This is a genomic window from Amphibacillus cookii (assembly GCF_016908375.1).
Taxonomy (GTDB): Bacteria; Bacillota; Bacilli; order Bacillales; family Amphibacillaceae; genus Amphibacillus_C; species Amphibacillus_C cookii.
Map to the genome: position 1 here is coordinate 365,571 of NZ_JAFBDS010000001.1, position 24,219 is coordinate 389,789.

The 24,219-nt window shown below is 38.2% G+C and carries 25 protein-coding genes and 1 tRNA gene; 20 read left to right on the top strand and 6 right to left on the bottom strand.

The genetic code is table 11. From position 1 onward, the window contains the following. Nucleotides 1-50: 50 nt before the first annotated feature. From JOE23_RS01515 to JOE23_RS01565, 11 genes are all read left to right on the top strand, one after another. Entirely contained in the window at nt 51-515 is a 465-nt protein-coding gene (locus JOE23_RS01515) for an S-ribosylhomocysteine lyase (protein WP_204435526.1), read from the top strand. A gap of 19 nt (nt 516-534) precedes the next feature. Continuing rightward, on the top strand, nt 535-1,905 hold the full coding sequence (locus tag JOE23_RS01520) for a dipeptidase (RefSeq protein ID WP_204435527.1): 1,371 nt from the start codon (nt 535-537) through the stop codon (nt 1,903-1,905). A gap of 360 nt (nt 1,906-2,265) precedes the next feature. After that, a complete protein-coding gene (locus JOE23_RS01525; RefSeq protein ID WP_204435528.1) occupies nt 2,266-2,634 on the top strand; it encodes a hypothetical protein in 369 nt (122 codons plus the stop codon). A gap of 36 nt (nt 2,635-2,670) precedes the next feature. Continuing rightward, complete coding sequence (locus JOE23_RS01530; protein WP_204435529.1) at nt 2,671-2,934, top strand: metal-sensitive transcriptional regulator; 264 nt, start codon at nt 2,671-2,673, stop codon at nt 2,932-2,934. 802 nt (nt 2,935-3,736) lie between these two features. Next, nucleotides 3,737-5,299, top strand: a complete 1,563-nt coding sequence (locus JOE23_RS01535; RefSeq protein ID WP_204435530.1) for a spore germination protein — start codon at nt 3,737-3,739, stop codon at nt 5,297-5,299. Nucleotides 5,300-5,301: 2 nt separating this feature from the next. Continuing rightward, on the top strand, nt 5,302-6,504 hold the full coding sequence (locus tag JOE23_RS01540) for a Ger(x)C family spore germination protein (RefSeq protein WP_204435531.1): 1,203 nt from the start codon (nt 5,302-5,304) through the stop codon (nt 6,502-6,504). 3 nt (nt 6,505-6,507) lie between these two features. Continuing rightward, nucleotides 6,508-6,744, top strand: coding sequence for a hypothetical protein (locus tag JOE23_RS01545; RefSeq protein ID WP_204435532.1), 237 nt, complete (start codon nt 6,508-6,510; stop codon nt 6,742-6,744). Between the two features lie 16 nt (nt 6,745-6,760). Beyond that, entirely contained in the window at nt 6,761-7,855 is a 1,095-nt protein-coding gene (locus tag JOE23_RS01550; protein ID WP_204435533.1) for an endospore germination permease, read from the top strand. Between the two features lie 126 nt (nt 7,856-7,981). Continuing rightward, nucleotides 7,982-9,124 carry a trans-sulfuration enzyme family protein gene (locus JOE23_RS01555; RefSeq protein ID WP_204435534.1) on the top strand — a complete coding sequence of 381 codons (1,143 nt, stop codon included), beginning with the start codon at nt 7,982-7,984 and terminating at the stop codon, nt 9,122-9,124. A gap of 512 nt (nt 9,125-9,636) precedes the next feature. Then, nucleotides 9,637-10,395 carry a (S)-benzoin forming benzil reductase gene (locus JOE23_RS01560; protein ID WP_204435535.1) on the top strand — a complete coding sequence of 253 codons (759 nt, stop codon included), beginning with the start codon at nt 9,637-9,639 and terminating at the stop codon, nt 10,393-10,395. 98 nt (nt 10,396-10,493) lie between these two features. Next, on the top strand, nt 10,494-10,595 hold the full coding sequence (locus JOE23_RS01565; RefSeq protein ID WP_017470709.1) for a YjcZ family sporulation protein: 102 nt from the start codon (nt 10,494-10,496) through the stop codon (nt 10,593-10,595). A gap of 94 nt (nt 10,596-10,689) precedes the next feature. Here the strand turns inward: JOE23_RS01565 and JOE23_RS01570 are convergent, their stop codons facing one another. Then, nucleotides 10,690-11,532 (bottom strand): helix-turn-helix domain-containing protein, encoded by an 843-nt coding sequence (locus JOE23_RS01570; protein ID WP_338021882.1) that lies wholly within the window; start codon nt 11,530-11,532, stop codon nt 10,690-10,692. A gap of 182 nt (nt 11,533-11,714) precedes the next feature. On the opposite strand from JOE23_RS01570, the gene JOE23_RS01575 reads away from it, so the two are divergent. From JOE23_RS01575 to JOE23_RS01590, 4 genes are all read left to right on the top strand, one after another. Beyond that, a complete protein-coding gene (locus JOE23_RS01575; RefSeq protein ID WP_204435537.1) occupies nt 11,715-13,979 on the top strand; it encodes a glycoside hydrolase family 127 protein in 2,265 nt (754 codons plus the stop codon). A 125-nt stretch (nt 13,980-14,104) separates the two neighbouring features. Beyond that, complete coding sequence (gene map, locus JOE23_RS01580; protein WP_204435538.1) at nt 14,105-14,866, top strand: type I methionyl aminopeptidase; 762 nt, start codon at nt 14,105-14,107, stop codon at nt 14,864-14,866. A gap of 149 nt (nt 14,867-15,015) precedes the next feature. Continuing rightward, on the top strand, nt 15,016-15,708 hold the full coding sequence (locus JOE23_RS01585; protein WP_204435539.1) for an AzlC family ABC transporter permease: 693 nt from the start codon (nt 15,016-15,018) through the stop codon (nt 15,706-15,708). Then, a complete protein-coding gene (locus tag JOE23_RS01590) occupies nt 15,708-16,001 on the top strand; it encodes an AzlD domain-containing protein (protein ID WP_204435540.1) in 294 nt (97 codons plus the stop codon). The genes JOE23_RS01585 and JOE23_RS01590 overlap by 1 nt, the downstream gene beginning before the upstream one ends. Here the strand turns inward: JOE23_RS01590 and JOE23_RS01595 are convergent. Beyond that, nucleotides 15,998-16,879 (bottom strand): cation diffusion facilitator family transporter, encoded by an 882-nt coding sequence (locus tag JOE23_RS01595; RefSeq protein ID WP_204435541.1) that lies wholly within the window; start codon nt 16,877-16,879, stop codon nt 15,998-16,000. The two genes, JOE23_RS01590 and JOE23_RS01595, sit on opposite strands and share 4 nt — an antisense overlap. Before the next feature lie 424 nt (nt 16,880-17,303). Here JOE23_RS01595 and JOE23_RS01600 point away from each other — a divergent pair, with 424 nt between their 5' ends. The 4 genes from JOE23_RS01600 (at nt 17,304) to JOE23_RS01615 (ending at nt 20,290) form a co-directional block, all read left to right on the top strand. Beyond that, on the top strand, nt 17,304-17,549 hold the full coding sequence (locus JOE23_RS01600; RefSeq protein ID WP_204435542.1) for a hypothetical protein: 246 nt from the start codon (nt 17,304-17,306) through the stop codon (nt 17,547-17,549). 132 nt (nt 17,550-17,681) lie between these two features. After that, nucleotides 17,682-18,470 (top strand): M15 family metallopeptidase, encoded by a 789-nt coding sequence (locus JOE23_RS01605; protein WP_204435543.1) that lies wholly within the window; start codon nt 17,682-17,684, stop codon nt 18,468-18,470. A gap of 141 nt (nt 18,471-18,611) precedes the next feature. After that, a complete protein-coding gene (gene fumC / locus JOE23_RS01610; RefSeq protein WP_204435544.1) occupies nt 18,612-19,997 on the top strand; it encodes a class II fumarate hydratase in 1,386 nt (461 codons plus the stop codon). A 92-nt stretch (nt 19,998-20,089) separates the two neighbouring features. Beyond that, nucleotides 20,090-20,290 (top strand): alpha/beta-type small acid-soluble spore protein, encoded by a 201-nt coding sequence (locus JOE23_RS01615; protein WP_204435545.1) that lies wholly within the window; start codon nt 20,090-20,092, stop codon nt 20,288-20,290. 128 nt (nt 20,291-20,418) lie between these two features. On the opposite strand, the gene JOE23_RS01620 is transcribed toward JOE23_RS01615, so the two are convergent. The 4 genes from JOE23_RS01620 to JOE23_RS01635 all read right to left on the bottom strand — a co-directional run bounded on the left by JOE23_RS01620 (nt 20,419) and on the right by JOE23_RS01635 (nt 23,054). After that, nucleotides 20,419-21,522: an ABC transporter ATP-binding protein gene (locus JOE23_RS01620; RefSeq protein ID WP_204435546.1), complete on the bottom strand. Its 1,104-nt coding sequence runs from the start codon at nt 21,520-21,522 to the stop codon at nt 20,419-20,421. Nucleotides 21,523-21,663: 141 nt separating this feature from the next. After that, on the bottom strand, nt 21,664-22,560 hold the full coding sequence (locus tag JOE23_RS01625) for a PucR family transcriptional regulator (RefSeq protein ID WP_204435547.1): 897 nt from the start codon (nt 22,558-22,560) through the stop codon (nt 21,664-21,666). 118 nt (nt 22,561-22,678) lie between these two features. Next, on the bottom strand, nt 22,679-22,819 hold the full coding sequence (locus tag JOE23_RS01630) for a hypothetical protein (RefSeq protein ID WP_204435548.1): 141 nt from the start codon (nt 22,817-22,819) through the stop codon (nt 22,679-22,681). Nucleotides 22,820-22,981: 162 nt separating this feature from the next. Continuing rightward, nucleotides 22,982-23,054 (bottom strand) — tRNA-Arg (locus tag JOE23_RS01635). A 498-nt stretch (nt 23,055-23,552) separates the two neighbouring features. Between JOE23_RS01635 and clpP the strand changes: the two genes are divergently transcribed. Beyond that, nucleotides 23,553-24,134 (top strand): ATP-dependent Clp endopeptidase proteolytic subunit ClpP, encoded by a 582-nt coding sequence (gene clpP / locus JOE23_RS01640; protein ID WP_204435549.1) that lies wholly within the window; start codon nt 23,553-23,555, stop codon nt 24,132-24,134. The last annotated feature ends 85 nt before the right edge of the window (nt 24,135-24,219 follow it).

Below are 24,219 nucleotides of genomic sequence, written 5' to 3' on the forward strand. Positions count from 1 at the left end.
TTATGGTATCTTATTAATTAGAAAAGAATGTTAGGAAGGGAGTTTTTAAAATGAAAAAAATGAATGTCGAAAGTTTTAATTTAGATCATACTAAAGTAGTGGCACCTTACATTAGATTGGTTGGTGTAACGACAGGTGCCAATGGAGATAAAGTCTATAAATATGATATTCGTTTTTGCCAGCCTAATCAAGAACATATGGAGATGGATGGTCTCCATTCATTAGAGCATTTAATGGCAGAACTTATCAGAAATCACCTTGATCACGTGCTTGATATTGGACCCATGGGATGTCAAACAGGGTTTTATCTAAGTGTTTTGAATAATGATTCATTTGAAGCGATTCAAGTAGCACTAGATAAAACATTAAATGATGTATTAGAAGCAACTGAAGTCCCTGCATGCAATGAAGTACAATGTGGTTGGGCAGCTAATCACAGTTTATCGGGAGCAAAAATGATAGCAGAGACAATGTTAGCTAAAAAATCAAGTTGGCCTAACGTTTTTTCAGAATAGATAAAGGAGGTTGAAATTGTTGACAACTCGTGTTATTGAATATTTACAACAACATAGAAAGCAACAATTACAAGAGCTAGAATCTTTTTTAAAAATACCAAGTGTAAGTACGGATCCTGAGCATAAAGGAGATGTTGATAGAGCAGCTCAATTTGTCTATCAACACTTGGTAAATAGTGGATTTGACCAAGTTGAAATTCAAGAGACTGAGGGGCACCCATTAGTTTATGGTGAATGGTTAGGTGCCGGTAAGGAAGCACCAACCATGCTTGTTTATGGTCATTATGATGTTCAGCCGGCTGATCCGCTGGAATTATGGGAGTCCGCACCATTTGAGCCAGAAGTAAGAAATGGGCGCCTTTATGCAAGAGGTGCAAGTGATGATAAAGGTCAAGTCTTTATGCATTTAGCTGTCTTTGAAGCCTTTCTGAAGACAGAAGGGAAGTTGCCTGTAAATGTAAAGGTATGTATAGAAGGCGAAGAGGAAATTGGCAGCGAGCATTTATATGATATTTTACAAACAAAAAAACAGCAATTTAGTGCTGATTTTGCCATTATTTCTGATTCTGGTATGGTCGATAATGACCAACCAACTATTTTATATGGTTTGAAGGGCTTTACAGGTTTAGAATTTACCATCCATGGTCCTGATAATGATCTCCATTCTGGCTTGTATGGGGGCGCAGTTCGCAACCCGGTTATGGCAATGGCGCATCTATTGAGTTCGATGAAGGATCAGGATGAGGTGGTTCAGGTCGCCCATTTTTATGATGATGTAGACCCTTTAACAGACGAAGAGCGTCAATTGATCGCAGAAGTTCCCGCAGAAGATTATGTAAAAACAACCGGTTCACCGTCTACAACATCTGAATTAGGCTATAGTGCAATTGAGCATACAATGGCACGCCCGACTTTGGAAATAAACGGTGTTTATGGGGGATATCAGGGAGAAGGTACAAAAACGATTATTCCTTCGTATGCAACGGCGAAGTTGACTTGTCGATTAGTGCCGGGGCAAGATCCGACCACCATACAAGATTTATTAATTGATCATATTGAAAAAAATTTACCATCAGGTGTGCGGGTTTCAATTAAACGTGAGCCTTTATCGGCAAAAGCTTATAAAGTTGATCCCAATCATTCATTAATTAAACAAGCAGCACTGAGCTATGGTAAGACTTTCGACAAAGAGCCCGTATTTGTACGAATGGGTGGGTCCATTCCTGTTGTCGAATGGATAGACGATATTTTTAATATACCGATCGTTTTATTAGGCTTTGGTACGCCAGATGACCGCTTACATTCACCTAATGAAAGCTTTCCATTAGCAAACTTTGATCGTGGATTATTGACGTTAGTTGATTTTTTAACGAGCCTTAACGAGGGATAAAGAGCGCTATATTTACAAAAGACGAGATAAGGGTGTCTTACTTTATCACAGATAACCGTCCGTAAAACACCTCACTCAAAATAGAGAGTAGAGCAAATTGATTTAGGTGGGTGATACCGGACGTTAATGTTTGGATTCACTCGGGCCAACAGGATGTTGGTCACACAAGCGTTTTCGCACGACGCGAAGACGTTAGCTTGTGTTCCATCAGTTGGGGAAAACGAAAACACCCACGGATTGAAGGTTCGTTTTAATATAGAATAATAGTCACATGGTTAATGATAGCCTTTGCGTTGACTGAATACGATCTGGGGTATATAATGGGTGAAATGAAAATGTTATGCATTGGAGGTTCAGTACATGGTAATGGGGTCTGTCTTATTTCTTGTCCTATTGATCAGCTATTTCTTTTATATGCGCTATGTCCCAGTAAGGGGTATCAAATGTTTAAATGCTCAATCTTTACCTGAACATATGATTAAAATTGATCTTCGTGATTACAATGATGCAGCTAAAGAAACCATTGCTGGAACAATCTCTTTACCGATTGCCTATATTAAACGGCATCACGGTCAATTGCCTCATATAGATATTTGTGTCATTGCATCTAATAAAGTCGAAAGAAATATAGGGATTCGTTTGCTACAACGACATGGTCATAAAGTATTAGGGTATGCCATGCTTGATAAGCCATGTGGGTGCAACAAATGGTACACAAGATGGGTGTAAGTTAACGTTATCACTTTATGGTTAGGAGGAATAGACATGGAATACAGTCCGCAAGTCAGAAATAGAATGAAACGTATCGAGGGACAAGTTAGGGGCATTGTCCGAATGATGGAAGAGGGAAAAGATTGCAAAGATGTCGTTACCCAAATGTCTGCGGTCCGCACAGCAATGGATCGGACGATGGGTTTAGTGGTTAGTTCCAATCTAGTGGAGTGTGTATTGCATGCAGAGGAACGTGACGGAGAGGATCCTAAAGCTTATATAGAAGAAGCGGTGAATTTACTCGTGAAGAGCCGTTAAAAGAAAGCGCCTGTAAAAGGCGTTTTTTTATTGCAGATAGAAAAGAAAAATAGATTCCTTGTCAAATGACGTTGATCAAAATTTTTCCCGGCAATTTTATAGATGCATTTCACAAATATTCAAGTCGGATTATGCTGCTTGAATGTTTGTTTGGTTAGGTGCATTTTGGGCTGATTTCGATTCAATAGATCTTAACTTAGCTATCTATACGTAAATTCATACGGGTTCGGTCAGGAAGTGATGAGACTCCTGCAGGAATAGCACGAGCTGAAGATCCACTCATGTGCGCGTTTGGTGCGCACATGAGTTAGCTGAAGCCGTGCCTGCGGAAAGCGAATCACTGGGATGATCGAACCCATTTCTATTTTTAGAGAAATAGAAAAGACGTTAGCGAAAGTCTACCCCCATTTCACAAACGCATGAGATGGAGAATTCCCTTCACCAACGTCAAATAGTATACAACCGTTTTTTTATTTTATGATTACGGGAGAAAAATACCACTTTTTCAGCAGTCTCGAATAGGATGAGCTGAAGATCCACTTGAGGCGTGATCTTTGCGACTCAAGTTAGCTGAAGCCATCCCCGCGAAAAGCGAATCCACTGCTTTTCGGAACGAAATAACATTCTTAACGCAGGGCGGGTACATCCATGCAGAAGTAAAATCAACAAGCCTATTGAACACGATCAAGGTTGAATGACTATTTTCAGTGTGCGAAAGTTGAGTGATTAACTTAAAAACATACATAATTCCTTTAAATTTGTTTAAGATAATAGCACGATCTTTTGGATGGAGCGATAAGCGATGCGTCGACGAACCAAAAAACAAAAGCAAGCGATTATTGAAAATATATCAGCTGACCATGATGTAGCACTTTCTTCTGATTTAGATGAAAACATTGATATTATCAAAGAAATGCTGGGACATAGTTCCGATTTAATTACTAGAAAATTTGTCATAGGTGCTAGAGAGCCTATTCAATCTGCTATTTTTTATATTAATGGATTGATTAATGAAGCAAGTGTTCAACATGACTTATTACATGAATTGGTAGTAGAGAGTCGAGAAGCTGAGCAAACTTACAAAGCTAATTGTTTTGATACGATAAAAAAACACCTTGTGTCGATAGGAAATGTTAATGAACTGCATACGATTGCAGAATTATTCCATGTTTTATTGTCGGGTGATTCAATCATCATTTTAGATGGTCAACGCGTAGCACTTGCGATTGGGACACGTGGTGGAGAAGGTCGCGGTGTTGAAACCGTAACGAGTCAAGAAGTAGTTAGAGGACCCAAAGAGGCGTTTACAGAAAGAATTAGTACAAATATTGCTTTAATTCGCCGGCGCATTAAAGACCCTAACTTGTGGATGAAGTCCTATTGTATCGGTGAGAAGACGCAAACCGATGTTACAATTGGTTACTTAAATGGCGTGGTTAACGATAAATTGGTTGAAGAGTTGGACAGGCGGCTAAAGCGCATTAAAATAGATGCCATTCTTGAAAGTGGCTATATTGAAGAGCTTATTCAAGACAAGACGTATACGCCTTTCCCAACTGTCTATAATACTGAACGACCAGATGCGATAGCAGGGGGGCTTTTAGAAGGGAAAATTGCGATCTTTGTAGATGGCACCCCATTTGTATTATTAATACCGTGTTTGTTTGAACATTTTTTGCAATCAAGTGAAGATTATTATCAACGTACTGATATTGCTACATTGCTTCGACTTTTGCGGATGTTAGCTTTTTTACTGGCATTATTAACCCCCTCCCTCTATATTGCCTTAACGAACTTTCATCAAGAAATGATACCGACCACTTTATTGATCAGTCTAGCTGCACAACGAGAAGGGATCCCTTTTCCAGCCTTTATTGAAGCATTACTCATGGAACTCACCTTTGAATTGCTACGTGAAGCGGGGATTAGACTGCCAAGTGCTGTTGGTTCTGCTATTTCAATCGTTGGTGCATTAGTGCTCGGTCAAGCTGCGGTTGAAGCTGGTATTGTGTCAGCGATGATGGTTATCGTCGTTTCACTGACTGCCATAAGTAGTTTTGTATTTCCAGCATATAATCTTGCAATTACTGTTCGAATCCTTCGTTTTGGTTTTATGATGTTAGCGGCCTCTCTTGGTCTTTATGGGATATTTACCGGTATCATTATACTCGTATTGCATATGACGAGTTTGCGATCATTTGGTATTCCTTATTTATCTCCACTAGCACCATTTAATCTAACTGGTCAAAAAGATATCTTCATACGTGCACCATTGTGGAAAGAAATGACCCGTCCGCATTTAATTAGTCAAAAGAATATAGTCAGAAGTGATTCTAAACCACCAAAACCACCAAAAGAGGATTGATCATGAAAAAATTATTGATCATTTTACTAAGTTTAATCATATTTACGGGTTGCTGGAGTGCTACTGAACTGTCCGATATGGCAATCGCAACAGCAATTGGAGTCGATTTAGTCGATGATCAAATCATTATTACGTTGCAAGTTTTAAATCCAGCTGAAGTCGCAGGGAATGAGGAGAAAACATCACGAACGGCTATAACCAATTATACGATTCAAGGTGATACATTATTTGAAGCGATTAGAAAGCTAACGGCAACCTCTCCTAGAAAAATATTTGTCAGCCATATTCGTACCGTTATCTTTGGAGAAGCGTTAGCCATTGAAGGGATTGTTGATACCCTTGATTTCTTAATGCGCGATCATGAGTTAAGAGCTGACTTCATGATTGCGGTTGCTAGGGAGGCAACCGCAGAAGAAGTGTTAAGTATTATGACCCCGCTTGAAAAAATATCGGCTGAGCGGGTTTATACGAGTATTAAGGCATCTGAAGAATTTTGGGCGCCTAGTAAGGAGGTTAAACTCAATGAATTGGCAAATGCAATCATAACAGAGGGTAAAGATGCGGTGATCACTGGATTGGCCATTGTTGGAGATGAGGAAAAAGGGAAAACAATAGAGAATGTGGAGTCAACGGTTCCGTATGCAAGCCTATTTGTGGAGAATATGAGTGTTTTCAGTGGTGATCAATTAGTCGGGTGGCTTAATGAAGAAGAAAGTAAAGGCTTTAATTTTATCACTAATAATATCGATAATACAATAGAGTCAATTAGTTGGAAAGGTTCAGATGATATTAGCCTTGAAATTACTAAACATCAATCTAAAATATCAACCAGATTGGATGGTGAGCTTATCGTTGAGATAAGCTCGAAAATGGTTGTCAATATTGCAGATGTTGAGACAGATGTGTCCTTTGAAAGTCAAGATACATTGCATGAGATCGAGCAACGATTTGCTAAAACGATTGAAGCATTGATGTTAGCTAGTATCGAAACAGCTAAAGACTTCCATGTTGATATCTTTGGGTTTGGCGAGCAATTAAGACGAGATCATCCAAGAGAATGGGAGGCAAATTATAAGGAAGATTGGCTTGATCATTTTGAAGATTGTAAGGTTCGTTTTGATACAGAGGTCGACATCCGTCACGGAGGTATGATTACTGATCCAATTTATCCAGAAGTTGATAAAGCGAATGGATTGGAGGAGTAATACATGTTATTTCATGTGTTGTTATTGATAACCTTTATTATAGTCATCCTGATTTATGAATGGAAACACTATCAAGGTCGCGATCGGTATGTCTTTGTTATGTTGTTTGCTTTAGCAAGTATCTATTTACTAGCAGCTATTGTTGATTGGAGAATACCGGAATATGTACAAGGTGTTGATTTCTTACTTTCTCCTTTAAAAAAACCATTACAAGCTTGGCTTGATCAATTTCAAATATAATAATTAGGTGATGATAGTGGAGCAGAAGATAAGTAGCATTCAATTTACCGTATTAGTTTTTATGAATACATTGGGGACAGCGATCATCTTTATCCCAACCATTGCAACAAGGTATGGTCGTGAAAATGGTTGGATTACCGTGATATTTGCTACTTTATTAGGAATGGTATTTATTTTATGGTTAACGACGTTAATCGGACAAGAGGATGATACTAACTTTTTTAAAATAATGGATAATCGTGTAGGTAAGCTTATCAGTTATTGCTTAATTCTGCTAATGGTTTCTTTTATTTTCTTTACGACATTTGCTAACATTTGGTCAATCGCACAGTTTGTATCGTTACAAATATTAATGGGGACACCCCCTCAAGTATTGGCATTAATATCAACTTTTACTGGCTTAATCGCTGTTCGTTACGGACTTGAAGTGATAGTAAGAAGTGCGGAAATTTTCTTCCCCTTTACGATGCTCAGTTTAACGCTACTTGCATTACTCGTTTGGCCGGAAGCTCAATTAATTCGTGTTCAGCCGGTCATGCAGCTTAATCAAGCGGCAACTTTTGTTGGCGTTTTACCGGTGATTGCCCTTACCTACATGGAATTAATTGTAATGCTTGTTGTCCTTCCACATGTCAATGATCTTCGCCAAGCAAAGAAGGCCTTTCTTATTGGTGGTGGATTAGCTGGTTTTTGTATTATTATTGTTACCTTCGCGGCAATTGCGGTGTTGGGTGTTGATGGTACAGTTAGGCATGCCTATTCTATTTACGTGCTCGGTCAAAATATACAAATCGCTGAATTTTTTGAACGGATAGAAGTACTCGTTGCTTTTATTTGGTTTATTACGATTTTTTTTAAGGTGAGTACATGTTTCTATTTTCTATCCATAGCCTTACAACATATGCTAAAGGTAAAAAACTATCACAGCTTAACGGTACCACTCGGTATGATCCTATTAGCAACAGCGATGACGAATTTACCGAATATCTTTTACGATTTTGAGATGATGAATTCAACCTATCTGATCTTGTCTTATATTACAGGGTTGACGGTGGCAACGGTTTTATCTTTAGCAATGCTCATTAGAAAATATAAGGAAAAGGTTAAATGACCTATATCCTTATCACAAAAATTGATTAATTTAATCGGAAAAGACTTAAGATTTTCTAATCATTTACCTTGCTCTTTTCTCTTTGATTGCGTTAAAGTTAGAATTAAAGAAAAGAGGGATATTCAGATGGGAGAACATTTTTCAACACAATCGGTCCATTTTTCTACTCAACATAAACAAAAGATTGAAAGTAAGGTTACGCCGATTTACCAGACGACGGCTTTTAAATTTAACGATCTCGAAGATATTGAAAACTTTTATCAAGGAGATAAGGATTACTTATATTCTAGAGTAGGAAACCCGAATACAGATGAGCTAGGAGCAGCTGTTGCTTTGCTTGAACATGCAGATGCTGGTGTTGCTGCTTCCTCTGGATTAGCTGCCATTCTAATTGGGGTACTTGCCCTTGCAAAAGCAGGAGATCATGTGATTGCGTCCAAAGATATATATGGTGGTACATACGAATTATTTTCTAGAGAACTGGTTGACTTTGGTATTGATGTTAGTTTTGTTGATTTTACTGATCAACAAGCAATGGCTTCAGCCATTACAAACAAGACAACATTGATCTATTCTGAATCGATTACCAATCCTCTATTGCGTGTTGAAGACATCGAAGCTATCGTTAAGCTCGCTAAACAATATCAGCTAAAAACAATGATTGATAATACGTTTGCAACGCCTTACCTTATCCAGCCACTTGATTTAGGGGTTGATCTTGTTGTTCACAGTGCGACAAAATATTTAGGTGGTCATAGTGATGTCACTGCTGGCGTCGTTGTTGGTGATCGGTCATCAATTGAAAAAGTGAAGCGAAAAGCAATAAATTTGGGGACGACTTTAAGCCCATTTGAAGCTTGGCTAGCCTGCCGAGGATTGAAAACTTTGGATGTTCGTATGGAGCGACAAGTTCGTAATGCCCAAAACCTTGCAAATGTACTTAAAGATCACCCTGCTGTTCGATGCGTTTATTATCCATCAAACGCATCTGAAAAAGGGAATGGTGCTATTGTTACCATTGATTTAACCGGCTTTTGTCATACAGAAACCTTTTTTAAAGGACTTGATTGGGTCAAAATTGTGCCAACTTTAGCAGGGGTAGAAACAAGTGTTTCTTATCCGCGTACAACGTCACATCGAGCTTTATCACCCGAGGCCCAAGAACAATTAGGAATTACAGAAGGACTTGTGCGTATCTCAGTCGGTATCGAATCCATTGACGATATTATTCGAGTATTTACAAAAGCGATTAAGCTGGCAAAATTATAACCGTTATCAATTGTTATTTTAATTTCCAATTTATTTCGTCTATAATAATAACTCAACTTTCGCACACTGAAAATAGTTATTCAACCTTGATCGTGTTCAATAGACGCGGTATTCAATAGGCTTGTTGACTTTACTTTTGTATGGATGCACCGCATGCGACCTTCCCATTACATTTAGCACGTTATTTTGTTCCGAAAAGCAAGGGATTCGCTTTTCGCGGGGATGGCTTCAGCTAACTTGAGTCGCAAAGATCACACCTCAAGTGGATCTTCAGCTCATCCTATTCCCGCAGAAGTCTCACCTCTTGCTTATCTCCACTTAGAATGGGGGTTCATACTAAATGCGTAAGCCCAAACACACGAAATAGAGCGAAGAAGATGTGACACGATTAGAATAAGATTTTCGATTGATTATAAAACTTTCGATTTAGACGCGCAGGTGAGATATGCTGAACCTAAAAATTTAGATGAGAAAGTTGAGTAAATAAGATAAATAATTGGAGGTTAGGTATCATGAAGTATGCGATTGTAACTGGAACATCAAAAGGACTGGGAGCAGCAATTGCAGAGCTATTACTAAAAAACGATATAAATGTCATTGGTATTGCTAGACACGAGAATAAGGTTTTAAGCCAATTAGCTGATCAATCCAAGGTCACCTACCAGCATTTTTCCTGTGATATTGCTGATGTTGATCAACTTGATCGAACATTTGAAAAGGTGAACGATCAGATTTTTAAAAAAGACACAACACGTGTGTATCTTATTAATAACGCTGCAACCGTCAATCCTATTGATACCGTTGCTAATCATACAATTGAGGCCATTCAAGCGCATATGCAAACCAATTTAATTGCCCCGATGTTAACAACTTCTTTCGTCTTAAAGAAAGCGAAACAATCGGGTATGGAAACGATAGTAGCTAATATTTCTTCTGGAGCTGCCGATCGCTCTACTTATGGTTGGAGTGCTTATGGGGCTTCTAAAGCTGGCTTGAATCGTTATACCCAGACCGTGGCACTTGAAGAAAATCAACTCGGAACATCAAATAAAATTATTTTATTTGATCCAAGTATTATGGACACTGAGATGCAACAAGATATACGTGCTGTTGGTCAAGAAGCCTTTCAAGAAGTTGAACAATTTAAGCAGTATAAAAAGCAAAACAAGTTACGTGATGCAGCCTTTGTTGCCCAAGTGTTCGTTAATATATTGATTGAACCAACTGAAATTAACAATGGTCATTATTACAGTGTAAAGGATTATGTTTAGACGATAGAAGACATTTACCCATTTTTTAGTTAAACCCTCCCGTTTTTCATGAAGTAACATATTCTATAATTGACTCGAGATGAAAAGGAGGGTTCAAGATGGGTGCAGGATATGGATATGGATCAGGTTTTGCGTTAATTGTTGTTTTATTCATCTTATTGATCATTATTGGGGCATCTTGGGGTTACGGCGCTTACTAATTAGTAAAGGAGGATCCATAGACGGGTCCTCTTATTTATTATGTTGAAAAACATTTCGAAAATCCTCCATTGATGAAGCAGAAGCTTATTGATCCTATTGTTGATAGCGTTGTTTTATATACTGTGATGGACTGATACCTGTCACCTGTTTGAAGACACGACTAAAATAATAAGGGTTAGGAAAGCCTAATTGGTCACTTACTTCTGTAATATTGGCATTAGAATAGGTAAATGTTGTAATGGCTCTTTCAATCATGACTTCGTTTTGAAATTGCCGGATCGTTTTACCTGTTACTTTTTTAAAAATAGTCGAAATATAAGCATAATCTAAATGAATGGAGTTAGCGATCTCTTGACTTGAACATTTTTGTTGCTTTTTCTGAAGTAAATCGATGATGTCATCAACAATCTGCTGATGCCTTGGTTTTCTACGGGCTTTTTTAGCTTGGTTGTATAGAAATAAAAACATTTGATAACTCTCAACAGATTGGGCCAATGGTCCTTCATCTTGTTTCTTGATCACTTGGTTCAAGCGTGTCATCATGTCAATGATTTGCTCAACATGCCCCGACTTTGATAGTGTAATCTGCTTATCATATAATTCTTTCGGGATAATTGATGGTGCAATGGATGATTGATATTCATCGTGTGGTTTGATGATGGGATCTGGTGTGAAAAAATGGATATAATACCACCGTGTGTGTGGTTGATATCTGGTGGTTCCCCAGTGTTTAATGCCTTTATGTAAAAAGAGGTAGTCCCCTGCTTTCAATACATAATGAATATGTTCTTCAACGACTTCGATTGTACCAGATTCAACAAATATAAAGACATGTAAATCTTCTAGTAATCGCTTTGGATGAATGAACTCCCCATTTTCATCTTCTAAATAGCCGACTTCATTAAGTAATGGTAGTTGGTATGCTTGTAAAACCACTTCATGCAATAGGTATCTCTCCCTTCTCCCTTATTATATACCTAATATCTAAAAAAAAGATAGGTCAATCCAAAGGAATGGCATGGTTACTGATTTGAAAGTATTGCAAACTCCTTATATAGACAGTATTTTTCATTAATATGTGAATGTCAGAAAAATGCGAGTTAGAAAGGATGGTGTACATGGAATCTGTTAAATTAAATTCAGGTTTTTTTCAAGATGCGCAACAAAAAGGAAAGGACTATTTACTTGCACTCGAGATTGATCGACTGATTGCCCCATGTTATGAAGCTTTAGGAAAAGAAGCGAAAGCGCCTCGCTATGGTGGATGGGAGGAAATGGAGATCGCAGGTCATTCAGCAGGACATTGGTTATCGGCAGCTTCGATGATGTATCAGTACACACATGACTATAAGCTAAAAGAGAAAATAGAATATGCAGTTGATGAATTGGCTTATCTGCAAAAATTAGATGCGGACGGCTATGTGAGTGGGTTTAAGAAGGATTGTTTCGAGGAAGTATTTACCGGTGAATTTCGTGTTGAACATTTTAGTTTAGCTGGATCATGGGTTCCCTGGTATAGTATTCACAAAATTTTTGCTGGTCTTATTGATGCTTATCATTTTGCACACGTCAATAAGGCTAAGGATGTCGTTGTAACGCTTGCCAATTGGGCAGAAAGAGGTTTGCGTCATCTAACAAACCAACAATTTCAACGCATGTTAATTTGTGAGTTTGGTGGTATGAATGAAGTGATGGCAGATATATATCAATTAACAGATGAAAAGAGATTTCTTCAATTAGCTGAACGTTTTAACCATCAAGTAATTTTACAGCCATTACGTAACCAAATTGATGATCTTGCTGGCAAACATGCCAATACGCAAATTCCAAAAGTAATAGGCGTGGCACGATTGTATGACTTAACAGGAAAGGAAGATTATAGAAAAATCGCGGAATATTTCTGGGATCGCGTTGTTTATCACCGTTCCTATGTTATCGGTGGGAATAGTCATGCAGAACATTTTGGAAGAGAAGATACGGAACCTTTAGGTGTACTTACTACTGAAACATGTAACACATATAATATGTTAAAATTGACGGAATATCTTTTTAAATGGTCTCCCGATAGTCGTTACATGGATTACTATGAGAATGCATTATACAATCATATTTTAGCTTCGCAAGATCCAGATTCAGGTATGAAAACGTATTTTGTTTCAACTGAACCTGGACATTTTAAAGTCTACTGTACACCTGATCAGTCTTTCTGGTGTTGTACAGGAAGTGGTATGGAAAATCCTGCACGTTATGCAAAAAATATTTTTATACGTCAAGATCAGTCGTTATATATCAATCTGTTTATTCCAGCAACAATAACTTTAGAAGATAAACAGTTGCAGTTTACACAAGAGACCCGATTTCCTTATGAACCAGTGAGTCAACTTATTGTTAATGAAGGGAGTGGTAGCCCATTAACGTTACATATTCGCCAACCCTATTGGTTGATAGGAGATAGTCAACTTCGTATCAATGGTGAACGGGTTGATTACCACTTAGAAGAGGGTTATCTCGTGATCTCACGCGAATGGTTTAAAGGTGATATGATCACATGGCAACTCCCTATGGCACTACACCGTTATCTGGCTAAGGACAAACCCGATCATCAAGCTTTCTTATATGGACCGGTTGTTTTAGCTGGAAAGTTAGGTAGAGAACAGTTTCCTGAGACAGATATCGTTGCAGATCATCAAGTTTATAATAACCATCCGTTAATTGATGTACCGACGCTAGTAACTACAGATCCAATTGAAACTTGGTTACATCTTAAAGACCAAAGCCAACTGCTTTTTGAGACAGCCCCTATTGCTCAACCAGGTGATCAAACGATCGAGCTGATTCCTTTTTACAACTTACATCATGAGCGATACACGTTATATTGGCGAGTTACTAGTGAATCAGATTATATAAAGGGTGTTGATAAAGATAAACAGACTACGAAACAACTCCGTGAACAAACTATTGATGTGGTTCAGCCGGGTGAACAACAACCAGAGACAGAACACAAGATCAAATTTGAAAACTCACAAACTGGTTATTTAAATCTTGTTGACCGCCATTGGCGCGATGCACGTAATGGTGGATTTGTAAGCTATATCCTTACAGTAGAACCACATTTATCTAACACTTTAATGGTCACTTATTACGGAGGCGATACAGATTTGTTTATTGAGGGTGTGAATTATCAACGAGAATTTAATATTTTGGTTGAAGGTGAATCGATTGTAACAGAGAAATTAAAGGCAGAACAACCCGGAGTCCTGATTAGTCATTGTTATCCTATTCCAGAACAGTTAACTGTGGGTAAATCAGAAGTTGAAGTTCGGTTTGTGGCTGGACCAGAAAAGATTGCTGGCGGGTTATATGGTGTTAGGACGCTTAGATGACGTTTAAATTCTTGTTGAATGTACTGTTTATCCTGAGTATAGTCAATAAATACTAACATAAATAGTAGCAGACACATAAAGAGAAAATATGTTATAGTATCTATGGATAGAAAGGGGTTTGAACGATGATTCAACGAAAGAGTAAGCGTGAAATTGAAATGATGGCAAAAGCAGGTCAATTACTCGCAAATGTTCATAAAGAAATCGCTAAAATGATAAAGCCAGGTATATCAACAGCAGAGATTGATCAATTTGTAGAAAAATATTTAGCTGACCATGGCGCAACACCAGAACAAAAAGGATACAATGGTTACGAGTATGCAACTTGTGCATCAATTAATGATGAAATTTGTCATGGTTTTCCAAGAGATGAAAAACTAAAACAAGGTGACATCGTGACGATTGATATGGTCGTTAACTTGAATGGAGGCTTGGCGGATTCAGCATGGACTTATGCTGTCGGAGAAGCTGACCAAAAAACGAGACATTTACTGGATGTAACAAAAACGTCATTATATAAAGGCATCGAGCAAGCACAAGTCGGTCATCGCCTTGGTGATATTGGTCATGCTATTCAGCAATATGCTGAGGCTGAGGGGTTCTCAGTTGTTCGTGATTTTACTGGACATGGCATTGGTCCAACGATTCATGAATCGCCTCACATTCCTCATTATGGCTTACCAGGTAAAGGTGCGCGCCTCAAAGAAGGAATGGCAGTTACCATTGAACCGATGCTTAATGAAGGGGCATGGCATAGTAAAATGGATGATAATAATTGGACGGCACGCACGGTAGATGGCAAACGCTCTGCGCAATTTGAACATACTATTATTGTAACAAAAGACGGACCATTAATTTTAACAGAACAAGACACGTCAAAAAGCTAGCCATTGAGTGGCTAGCTTTTTAAATGGCGTTAGCATTTTTTAAAAAATTCTGATGAGTGAAATTATTTTTGATTTCTTTAAAAAACGCCGACAAATAGTTGTTATACATGCTATACTTTTAGATAAAAAAATAAAAAGGTGGGGATGTCATGCAAGCTCGTAGTCAATTCAAAAAAGGTTTAACTGCTGGCTTACCCATTATGTTAGGGTATATCCCAATTGCGATCACATACGGTGTTTTAGCGCAACAAGCGGGGTTAAGTTTATTTGAACTAACCAGTATGAGTGTATTGGTATATGCGGGGGCTGCTCAATTCATGGGGACGAACATGCTTGCGATTGGAGCGGGTTCGATTGAAATTGTACTAGCTACTTTTGTGTTGAATTTTCGACATTTTGTTATGAGCCTAAGCTTTATGCATCAAGCAAGAGATTTTCCTTTGCGTTGGAAAGCACCGTTGACACTTGGCTTAACAGATGAATCTTTTTCAGTGGCTTCGATAGAGGTGAAACCTACAAAGCAAGAGAAGGGCTACTACTTTTATGGAGCGATTTTTCTTGAAGCCTATTTATCTTGGGTAGTTGGATCCCTATTGGGCGGAATGCTTGGTGACGTTATGCCGGAATCGATTAGTCAGAGTTTAGGCATTGCCCTCTATGCGATGTTTATTGCTTTACTTATACCATCTGTGAAGACCAATGTCCGCTATGCTATAATTGCTATTTTAGCAATGTTATCTAATTACAGTTTTAACCCATTCATACAAGAAGGTTGGGCGATTGTAATTGCAACAATACTAGCAAGCTTCTTTGGAACGTTTATCATAAGGAGGGAAAAGTAATGCCAACACTTTTCATTATTACTTTAATGGCAGTAGTTACAGCCATTCCACGTCTTATGCCCGCTTTTATTATTGAACGTGTAAAATTTCCAACATGGATCGGTCGCTGGTTAGAGGTCATTCCATATGCGGCATTAGGTGCTTTGATTTTCCCTGGTATTTTAACAGTGGTTCCTGAGCGTCCATACATAGGGCTAGTAGGTGGGGTAGCAGCTATTATTTTAGCGCTATTCCGTGTTCATATTGTCCTTGTGGTTTTAGGCGCTTCGGTTGTTGTTTATTTCGTGCTTTAATCATCAATGGTCTCAAGGTTGGGTTCTACATGGATATGTGCATGAGGAATACTATATTGATCAGCTAAAGCAATTTCAATACGATCAGTAATCTCATGCCCTTGCGCAACGGTAATTGAGGGATTCACATAGATAATAATATCAAGAAATGTTTGATTACCATGATGTCGCCCTTTAATATCTCTCACTTTAATGATTTCGGGATCTTCCTCGATAAATGTACGAATTACCGCAACGGTATCATCGTCAAATCCATCTGTTAACGTATGACTTGTATCTTTAAAAATCTTCCAAGCAGTATAAACGATAACACCCCCAACAAAAATACCGGCAATGGGATCAAGCCAGTACCAACCTACTTGCGCGCCTAAAATACCAATTAATGCGGATAAGCTAATTAACGCATCTGATTTATTGCCTTGAGCTGTTGCATACAATGAGCTACTATTTATTTTTTTTGATAAACGTAAGTTAAATACATAGACAGCAATCATTATCATTGTAGAAATTAAAGCCGTCCAACTTGCCAATGCAGTTGGCTGTGTATAAGTACCTGACCAGATGATTTGAAAGGAAATTAAGATTACCTGTAAACCTACCGTCACCATTATAAAAGAGGCCATTAAAGACGCAATTAATTCAGCTTTGAAGTGTCCATAATGATGATCCTCATCCGGTGGTTTACGAGAAATGCGTAACCCAATTAACACCGCGATTGAGGCGATGACATCGGTTGTATTATTCAATCCATCCGCTCGAAGGGCTTGGGAATTGGCAAAATAAGATACGATTAATTTCGCGATAGCGAGAAGAAGGTATGAGAAGATACTTACCCATGCGCCGCGTTCTCCTTTTTTTAATTGATCATATGGATTCATTGCGTCTCTTCCTTCCTGAAAACGGCATAAAAACAGTTTATCACAGATAACCGTCCGTAAAACCTCCCTCAAAATAGAGAGTAGAGCAAATCAATTGAGGTGGGTGATAACGGAGTCTAATGTTTTGATTCACTCAACGAACCTTTAATCATGGCTGGTTCATTAAATCAGAACATCTTACACTATTTTTTTCCTATGTTGATTCAATTTAGACTATAAGTGAACGATTAAGATACACGCGGGATGATTACGCTTGAAAAATGGGTTGCTCTTCAGTTAGCAGCTATCAATTTCTCTTATGATAATTTACCCATAATGCAAAAAAAAAACCGTTTACTTATCATGGAAAAGGGTATATAAAATATAAATATAGATAATTAACCCTACAGCATCAACTAAAATGGGATAAAAGGGGCTGGATTCCATGAAAAAACAAAAAGTGTATTATTGTTTGCAACGCACCCATCGTCATTATGCAAAATACATGATAGCAAAGCGAGATTTATCATTTGAAATAAAGCTAACTGCACAACTAATGTTAGATTCGCTTATTGCAGATTGGAATAAAGCAGATTTTGATCGACAAATTAACGAAGCCATTGACCAACACGATGTTGAACGTTTTAAAGAAATAAGTGAGGCTAAAAAACATTATGCTTGGGAATATTGACATGATAAAACCTTGTCAGTATCTGACAAGGTTTTATCATGTCATCTTTACAGTTGAGGAAAAATGTGTCTATTTGTTAATGATAAATTTATGTTATAGTGTAGGGAGTGTAATAAATTGAGGTGACTCACAATGAAATTATTAATAACGACAACGCTAATAACGCTAGTATTTCTTAATGGCTGTCAGCAAATACAGCAAGATGATACGGCTAAACATGCTGATATGGTGTCACAGAAGCGCGGATCTGTTCTAATCGAAAAAGGAATTGTTGAATTATCTGACGAACAAGATCATGATAAGAACGTCGCAGGTATTGATCCAGAGACAGAATTATATGTGGTTGATAACCCTGACAGTATTGAGGTTTATGTTAATAAACAACGTCGTTTACCTGAAGGCTACGAACCTGATGATTTAGTTGAACCCGATGTTGAGCACTTATCGCAACAAGGTGTTAATCGTCGTTTATTAAGACAAGAGGCGGCTGAAGCATTAGAGTTATTATTTGAACAGGCTGATGAACAGGGAATTGATCTTGTTGCGGTCTCAGGTTATCGCTCTTATGAGCGCCAAAAGACGATTTATCAAAGTAATGTTGCTAATAAAGGGCAAGAGGAGGCCGATCGTTTTTCAGCGCAGCCTGGGACGAGCGAGCATCAAACCGGCTTAGCGATGGATGTAAGTGCGGCTTCTGTTTCATTTTTACTTGATCAAGCTTTTGATCAAACGGATGAAGGTAGTTGGTTAGTTGAGCATGCCCATCAGTTTGGTTTTGTTATTCGTTATCCGGAAGGAAAAACAGACATTACGGGTTATGAGTTTGAACCATGGCACCTTCGCTATCTTGGTGAGGAACTTGCCACTCATCTCTATGAAGAAGATTTAACACTAGAAGAATATTTTGGCTATCATTATTAATAAAAAGCACCTGCAAAAAGTAGTTTTGCAGGTGCTTTTTTAGGTTAGATAGCTTGTTGTCCTGTACTGAGTCAAGCTAACTGAAGAAAAACTTAAAAATTATGATACAATAAGAAAAACGGTTAGCGGAGGAATTAGGAAATGGATAAAAGAACGGAGTATGACACCATCGGACCGATTGAAGTCGAACAAAATAAATATTGGGGCGCTCAAACCCAACGAAGTCTTGAAAATTTTCCGATTGGTAATGAAAAGATGCCAGATCGATTGATAGAAGCTTTTGTTATGCTAAAGCGAAGTGCTGCGATCGCCAATCATCAGTTAGGCAATCTATCGAAGTTAAAAAGGGAAGCCATTATTTATGCGTGTGATTGCTTGTTATCTGGTGAGCGAACAGAGCATTTTCCACTTGTTGTTTGGCAAACAGGTAGTGGCACCCAAACGAACATGAACGTAAACGAAGTGCTCAGTTATATCGGTAATCAATATTTAATGAATCGACAACAAGACGTGCGCCTTCACCCAAATGATGATCTCAATCAATCGCAGAGCTCTAATGATACCTTTCCCACTGCTATGCATATAGCCAGTGTGTTAGCGATAGAGGAAGAATTATTACCCGCATTGTTGATGATCACACAAACATTAAAACACCAAAGTGAGAAGTACAAACATGTCGTTAAGATAGGACGTACACATCTTCAAGATGCAACACCACTGACATTTGGACAAGAAATAACGGGTTGGTTACATATGGTTGAAACAATGACTATCATGATAAAAGAAGATTTAACGTATTTGCATGAATTGGCAATCGGTGGCACCGCAGTTGGTACTGGGATTAATGCTAATCCGCAATTTGGGAAAATCGTTGCAGAACAATTAACGTTATTTACAAATCGCCCTTTTCAATCAGCTACTAATAAATTTCATGCACTAACGAGCCATGATCAAATGGTACGTGCACATGGTACTTTGAAAGCATTAGCTGCCGACTTGATGAAGATAGCCAATGACGTTAGGTGGCTAGCTAGTGGACCGAGGGCAGGTTTTGGGGAAATTGACATTCCTGCTAATGAACCAGGAAGTTCAATTATGCCAGGGAAAGTCAACCCTACTCAAGCCGAGGCATTGACAATGGTTGCTGTTCAAGTGATGGGGAATGATGCCACGATTGGTATTGCTGCTAGTCAAGGTAACTTTCAATTAAATGTGTTTAAACCTGTTATTGCATATAATTTTCTCCAATCGGTACGTTTGTTAGCAGACAGTATCTGTTCTTTTACTGAACGTTGTTTGGTGGGCCTAACACCTAACGAAGAGAAAATGACTGCTTATTTAAATGATTCACTTATGTTAGTCACAGCATTAAATCCATATATAGGGTATGAAAAAGCCGCGAAAATTGCTAAAAAAGCCTTTGATGAGCAATTAACATTAAAGCAAGCCGCGATACAATCTAACTTGGTATCGGAAGCTGAATTTGATCAATGGGTAGATCCTAAACGAATGATTGGCGATGTGTAGTCAATCGCGCTAGATTTTTCCTTGCGAGCTAGTAATTAACGCTATTAAAGTAAATAGTTTTACCCATACTAGCAGTAAGGAGGTGAACAACGATGACTGATAGAAATCAAACAAATAAACTTGTTGTTCCCGGTGTTGAGCAAAAGTTAGAGCAAATGAAATATGAAATTGCACAAGAATTCGGAGTTACACCTGGACCGAGTGAAACTGCACGTGCAAATGGATCAGTTGGTGGTGAAATCACTAAAAGACTCGTCCAAGAAGCACAGCATCAAATCGGCCCACGTTCTTAAATAAAAAAAACTTTAATCAGTGGGCGTTTTAGGACGGCTATCTGTAAAGCTATAAGTTAGAAAATTGAAGAGAGGCATCGATAATTATAATCGATGCCTCTCTTTGTATCATAAAGGGGGGTAAACACTTATTTAATGGCTAACTCTGTTTCTACATCAAAGAAATGGGATTTGTGCATATCGAAAGCCAATTGTATATTATCGCCACCATCGACATCGGTGCGTGAATCTACACGAGCAATGAATTCTTGATCAGATAATTTTGAATACAAGTAAGATTCAGATCCCATCAGCTCCGCCACTTCAATTTGGGCTTTGATTGTTGAACCAGGGTTTGCATCGACAAAAACAGGTTCATCATGAATATCTTCAGGGCGCACACCCAGCACAAGTTCTTTACCAATATAGCCTTGTTCACGAAGAACTTTCATTTTTCCTTCAGGGACTTGAATGGTTTGTTTTTCGGAAAGGCGGAATCCAGCTTCTTCTAACGTTCCATTGAAAAAGTTCATTGCAGGTGACCCGATAAAGCCAGCTACAAAGATATTGTCCGGTTTATCATATACTTCTTTCGGTGCCCCAACTTGTTGAATTACTCCATCTTTAAGTACGACAATACGCGTTGCCATCGTCATCGCTTCGGTTTGGTCGTGTGTAACATAAATGGTTGTTGTTTGTAGACGTTGGTGAAGCTTCTGAATTTCAGCACGCATTTGACCACGCAGTTTAGCATCTAAGTTTGATAATGGCTCATCCATTAAGAATACCTTTGCATCACGAACGATAGCACGACCGAGCGCAACACGTTGGCGTTGCCCACCAGAAAGTGCTTTTGGTTTACGATCTAAATAAGGTTCAAGACCAAGTATTTGTGCCGCATTTTTAACCCGGCGTTCGATTTCATCTTTTTTAAATTTACGCAACTTCAAACCAAATGCCATGTTGTCATATACATTCATATGTGGATATAAGGCATAGTTTTGGAACACCATGGCGATATCACGATCTTTAGGTGCGACATCATTCATTAGCTTATCATCAATGTAAAATTCACCTGCTGTAATTTCTTCAAGACCTGCGATCATACGTAAAGTTGTTGATTTACCACAACCCGATGGACCAACGAATACGATGAATTCTTTGTCTTTGATTTCAAGATTAAAATCATCAACCGCTTTGACGCCATCCTTTTCATAAACTTTATCAATATTCTTTAATGATAATTCAGCCATTGTAAAATCCTCCTCAAAATTGTAAGCGTTTTACTTGATGGGTTAAGTCTACTTTAAAATGGTGTATTGGTAAATGTTAATCATGCACAAAAAGTTATCTTTTGTTTGTGCACGCTTACAAAAATGGTTTTCAGCTATCATTCAATCAAGATAGCGCTTTATTAACAAAATTAAATATACAGAAATAGCACCCTCAAATTGTTTTACCTCAATTTCAGTTTTCTCGATAAATTTATCAATTCGATACTGTAGACTATTACGGTGCATATACATTTCTTTAGCAGCAAGACTTGTGTTTGAATTGCATTCAAGAAATGTTTGGATGGAGCGCAATAATTCTTCATCAGTTGCTGTTTCTTTTAAAATTGCTTTAACTAAAAAATGATAATCGTGTTCTGCACTTAATGTCGGTAATAAATAAGGTACAGCAGAAACATAAGACATCACTGACTTGACATTAAAAGCTTTCATTTGATTAAAGCTATCTTTCATCCAATGATAATAACGTTTTGCATCGGTAGGAGAAGTCATATATGGGCCAATATAAAAATGGACGTCAATTAAGAAATCGCTTGTGAAAATCTCAGCCATTTCAAAATATGATGGATTATCTTCCTCGAGAAAACGCTGTTCTTCAATGATAATACCTGATTGCTGATCAATCCACATCAGTGGTGGGGTGATGGGATATAACCCATCAATTGCTTCACGAAAATCTGTTGGATCTGTTAACGATTCAGATAAGCTAAAGTAGACAAAGCGATAATCTTTAGACAGAAGGTTAAACGTTTCTGGAAATTGTTCAAATAGTAATTGATACCAAAGTTGCTCTCGAGCTGTAATGGGTGGATGTGCACCATGGTAGGGTGTTAACATAAGTGATAACAAGGTTAAATCTTTATCATCTAGCTCTGTTTTTGCAATACCGATCACATCATTCGATGATGTCGTAAACCATTTATACGCATAGAAATCCACACTTTCCTGCTCATTGATAATGGTTAAACTAGGATAAAGTTGTTTTAATTGGTTGATCATACTTTAAACCCCTCTAATAACTATTTCTTTATATTATAGCAAATTGCCCTATGAAGCGGTAATGATAATTGGATAACCGACTGTAAAACCCCCTCTCAATTAGAAAGTAGAGATAAATCTATCTAGGTGTAGGTGATAACTGACGCTCATGTCCTGATGCACTCACCATTAGTGGGTGGGTAAGATCGTAGACTAAAACCGCCACATCTTTAAAAGGATTACAGACTAAGATCGCCACGTCCTGTGGCAACGTCTGCATGACCTACATCCTGTAGGCCCACGTCTGTATGACCTACAATCCTGTAGCCCTCCGCCCGCGGATTGAAGGTTCGTTTTATTTATACGATCGCTCAGCTTCCTTGTTGTAACGGGTTTAAAATAAAAAAAGATTTCATCATAATGATGAAATCTTGTCTGTTAACGCGCTCGGAGGGATTCGAACCCCCGACACATGGCACCGGAAACCATTGCTCTATCCCCTGAGCTACGAGCGCATAATAGAAACAAAAGGACAAGAAATATTATAACGGATATAAGCATATATTTCAATGAGCAATATTACAGATTTACCTAATCATTGATAAAACAAGAAAAATAGTCAGCTGTCTGTTATAATAATGAACGAGGTTTAATTTTCCATTTGTTCGGGGAAGATGTAGTTAATAAATGTGTTGAATTGAACGATCACAGATAACCGTCCGTAAAAGGCCCGCCTCAAAATAGAGAACAGAGCTCATCTATTAAGGCTGGAGATAACGGATACTCTTGTCCTAATTCACTCAATTAACCGCAGTGGGCGGGTAAGATCGTAGGTCACGTCCTGTGGCAACGTCTGCATCACCTATATCCTGTAGGCCCACGTCTGCATGATCTATGTCCTGTATCCGTCCACGGGTTGAAGGTTCGTTTTATTTGACCTTTATTGACCAATTAGGTACTATTAAAGTAATGAAGAAATTTTATTATGTGTATCCTTAAGGAGGAAGATAGTTATGAATTTAATACCTACAGTTATTGAGCAAACAAATCGAGGAGAGCGTGCATATGACATTTACTCTCGTTTATTAAAAGATCGGATTATTATGTTAGGTAGTGGGATTGATGACAATGTTGCAAATAGTATTGTCGCTCAACTTTTATTCTTAGAAGCAGAGAGTCCTGACAAAGATATTTCTATTTATATTAATTCACCGGGTGGCTCGATTACAGCTGGTATGGCGATTTATGATACGGTGCAGTTTATTAAACCTGATGTATCGACGATTTGTGTCGGGATGGCTGCTTCAATGGGTGCCTTTTTACTTGCGGCTGGAGCACCGGGAAAACGCTATGCTTTGCCAAATAGTGAAGTGATGATTCACCAGCCATTAGGCGGGACGCAAGGCCAAGCCTCAGATATTCAAATTCATGCTAAACGAATTATAGAAATGCGGGAAAAATTAAACCAAATTCTCTCTGATCGAACTGGTCAACCATTAGAAGTGATCGAAAAAGACACAGACCGTGATAATTTCATGTCAGCAGAGGCAGCTAAAAAATATGGTTTAATTGATAAGGTGATGGAGAAGAAATAAGGTAAAAAGCTAGCATTAGCTAGCTTTTTTTTCGTCTAGAAAATTATAAAATTTATGAGCGGTGGATAACGATATAACAGAATAG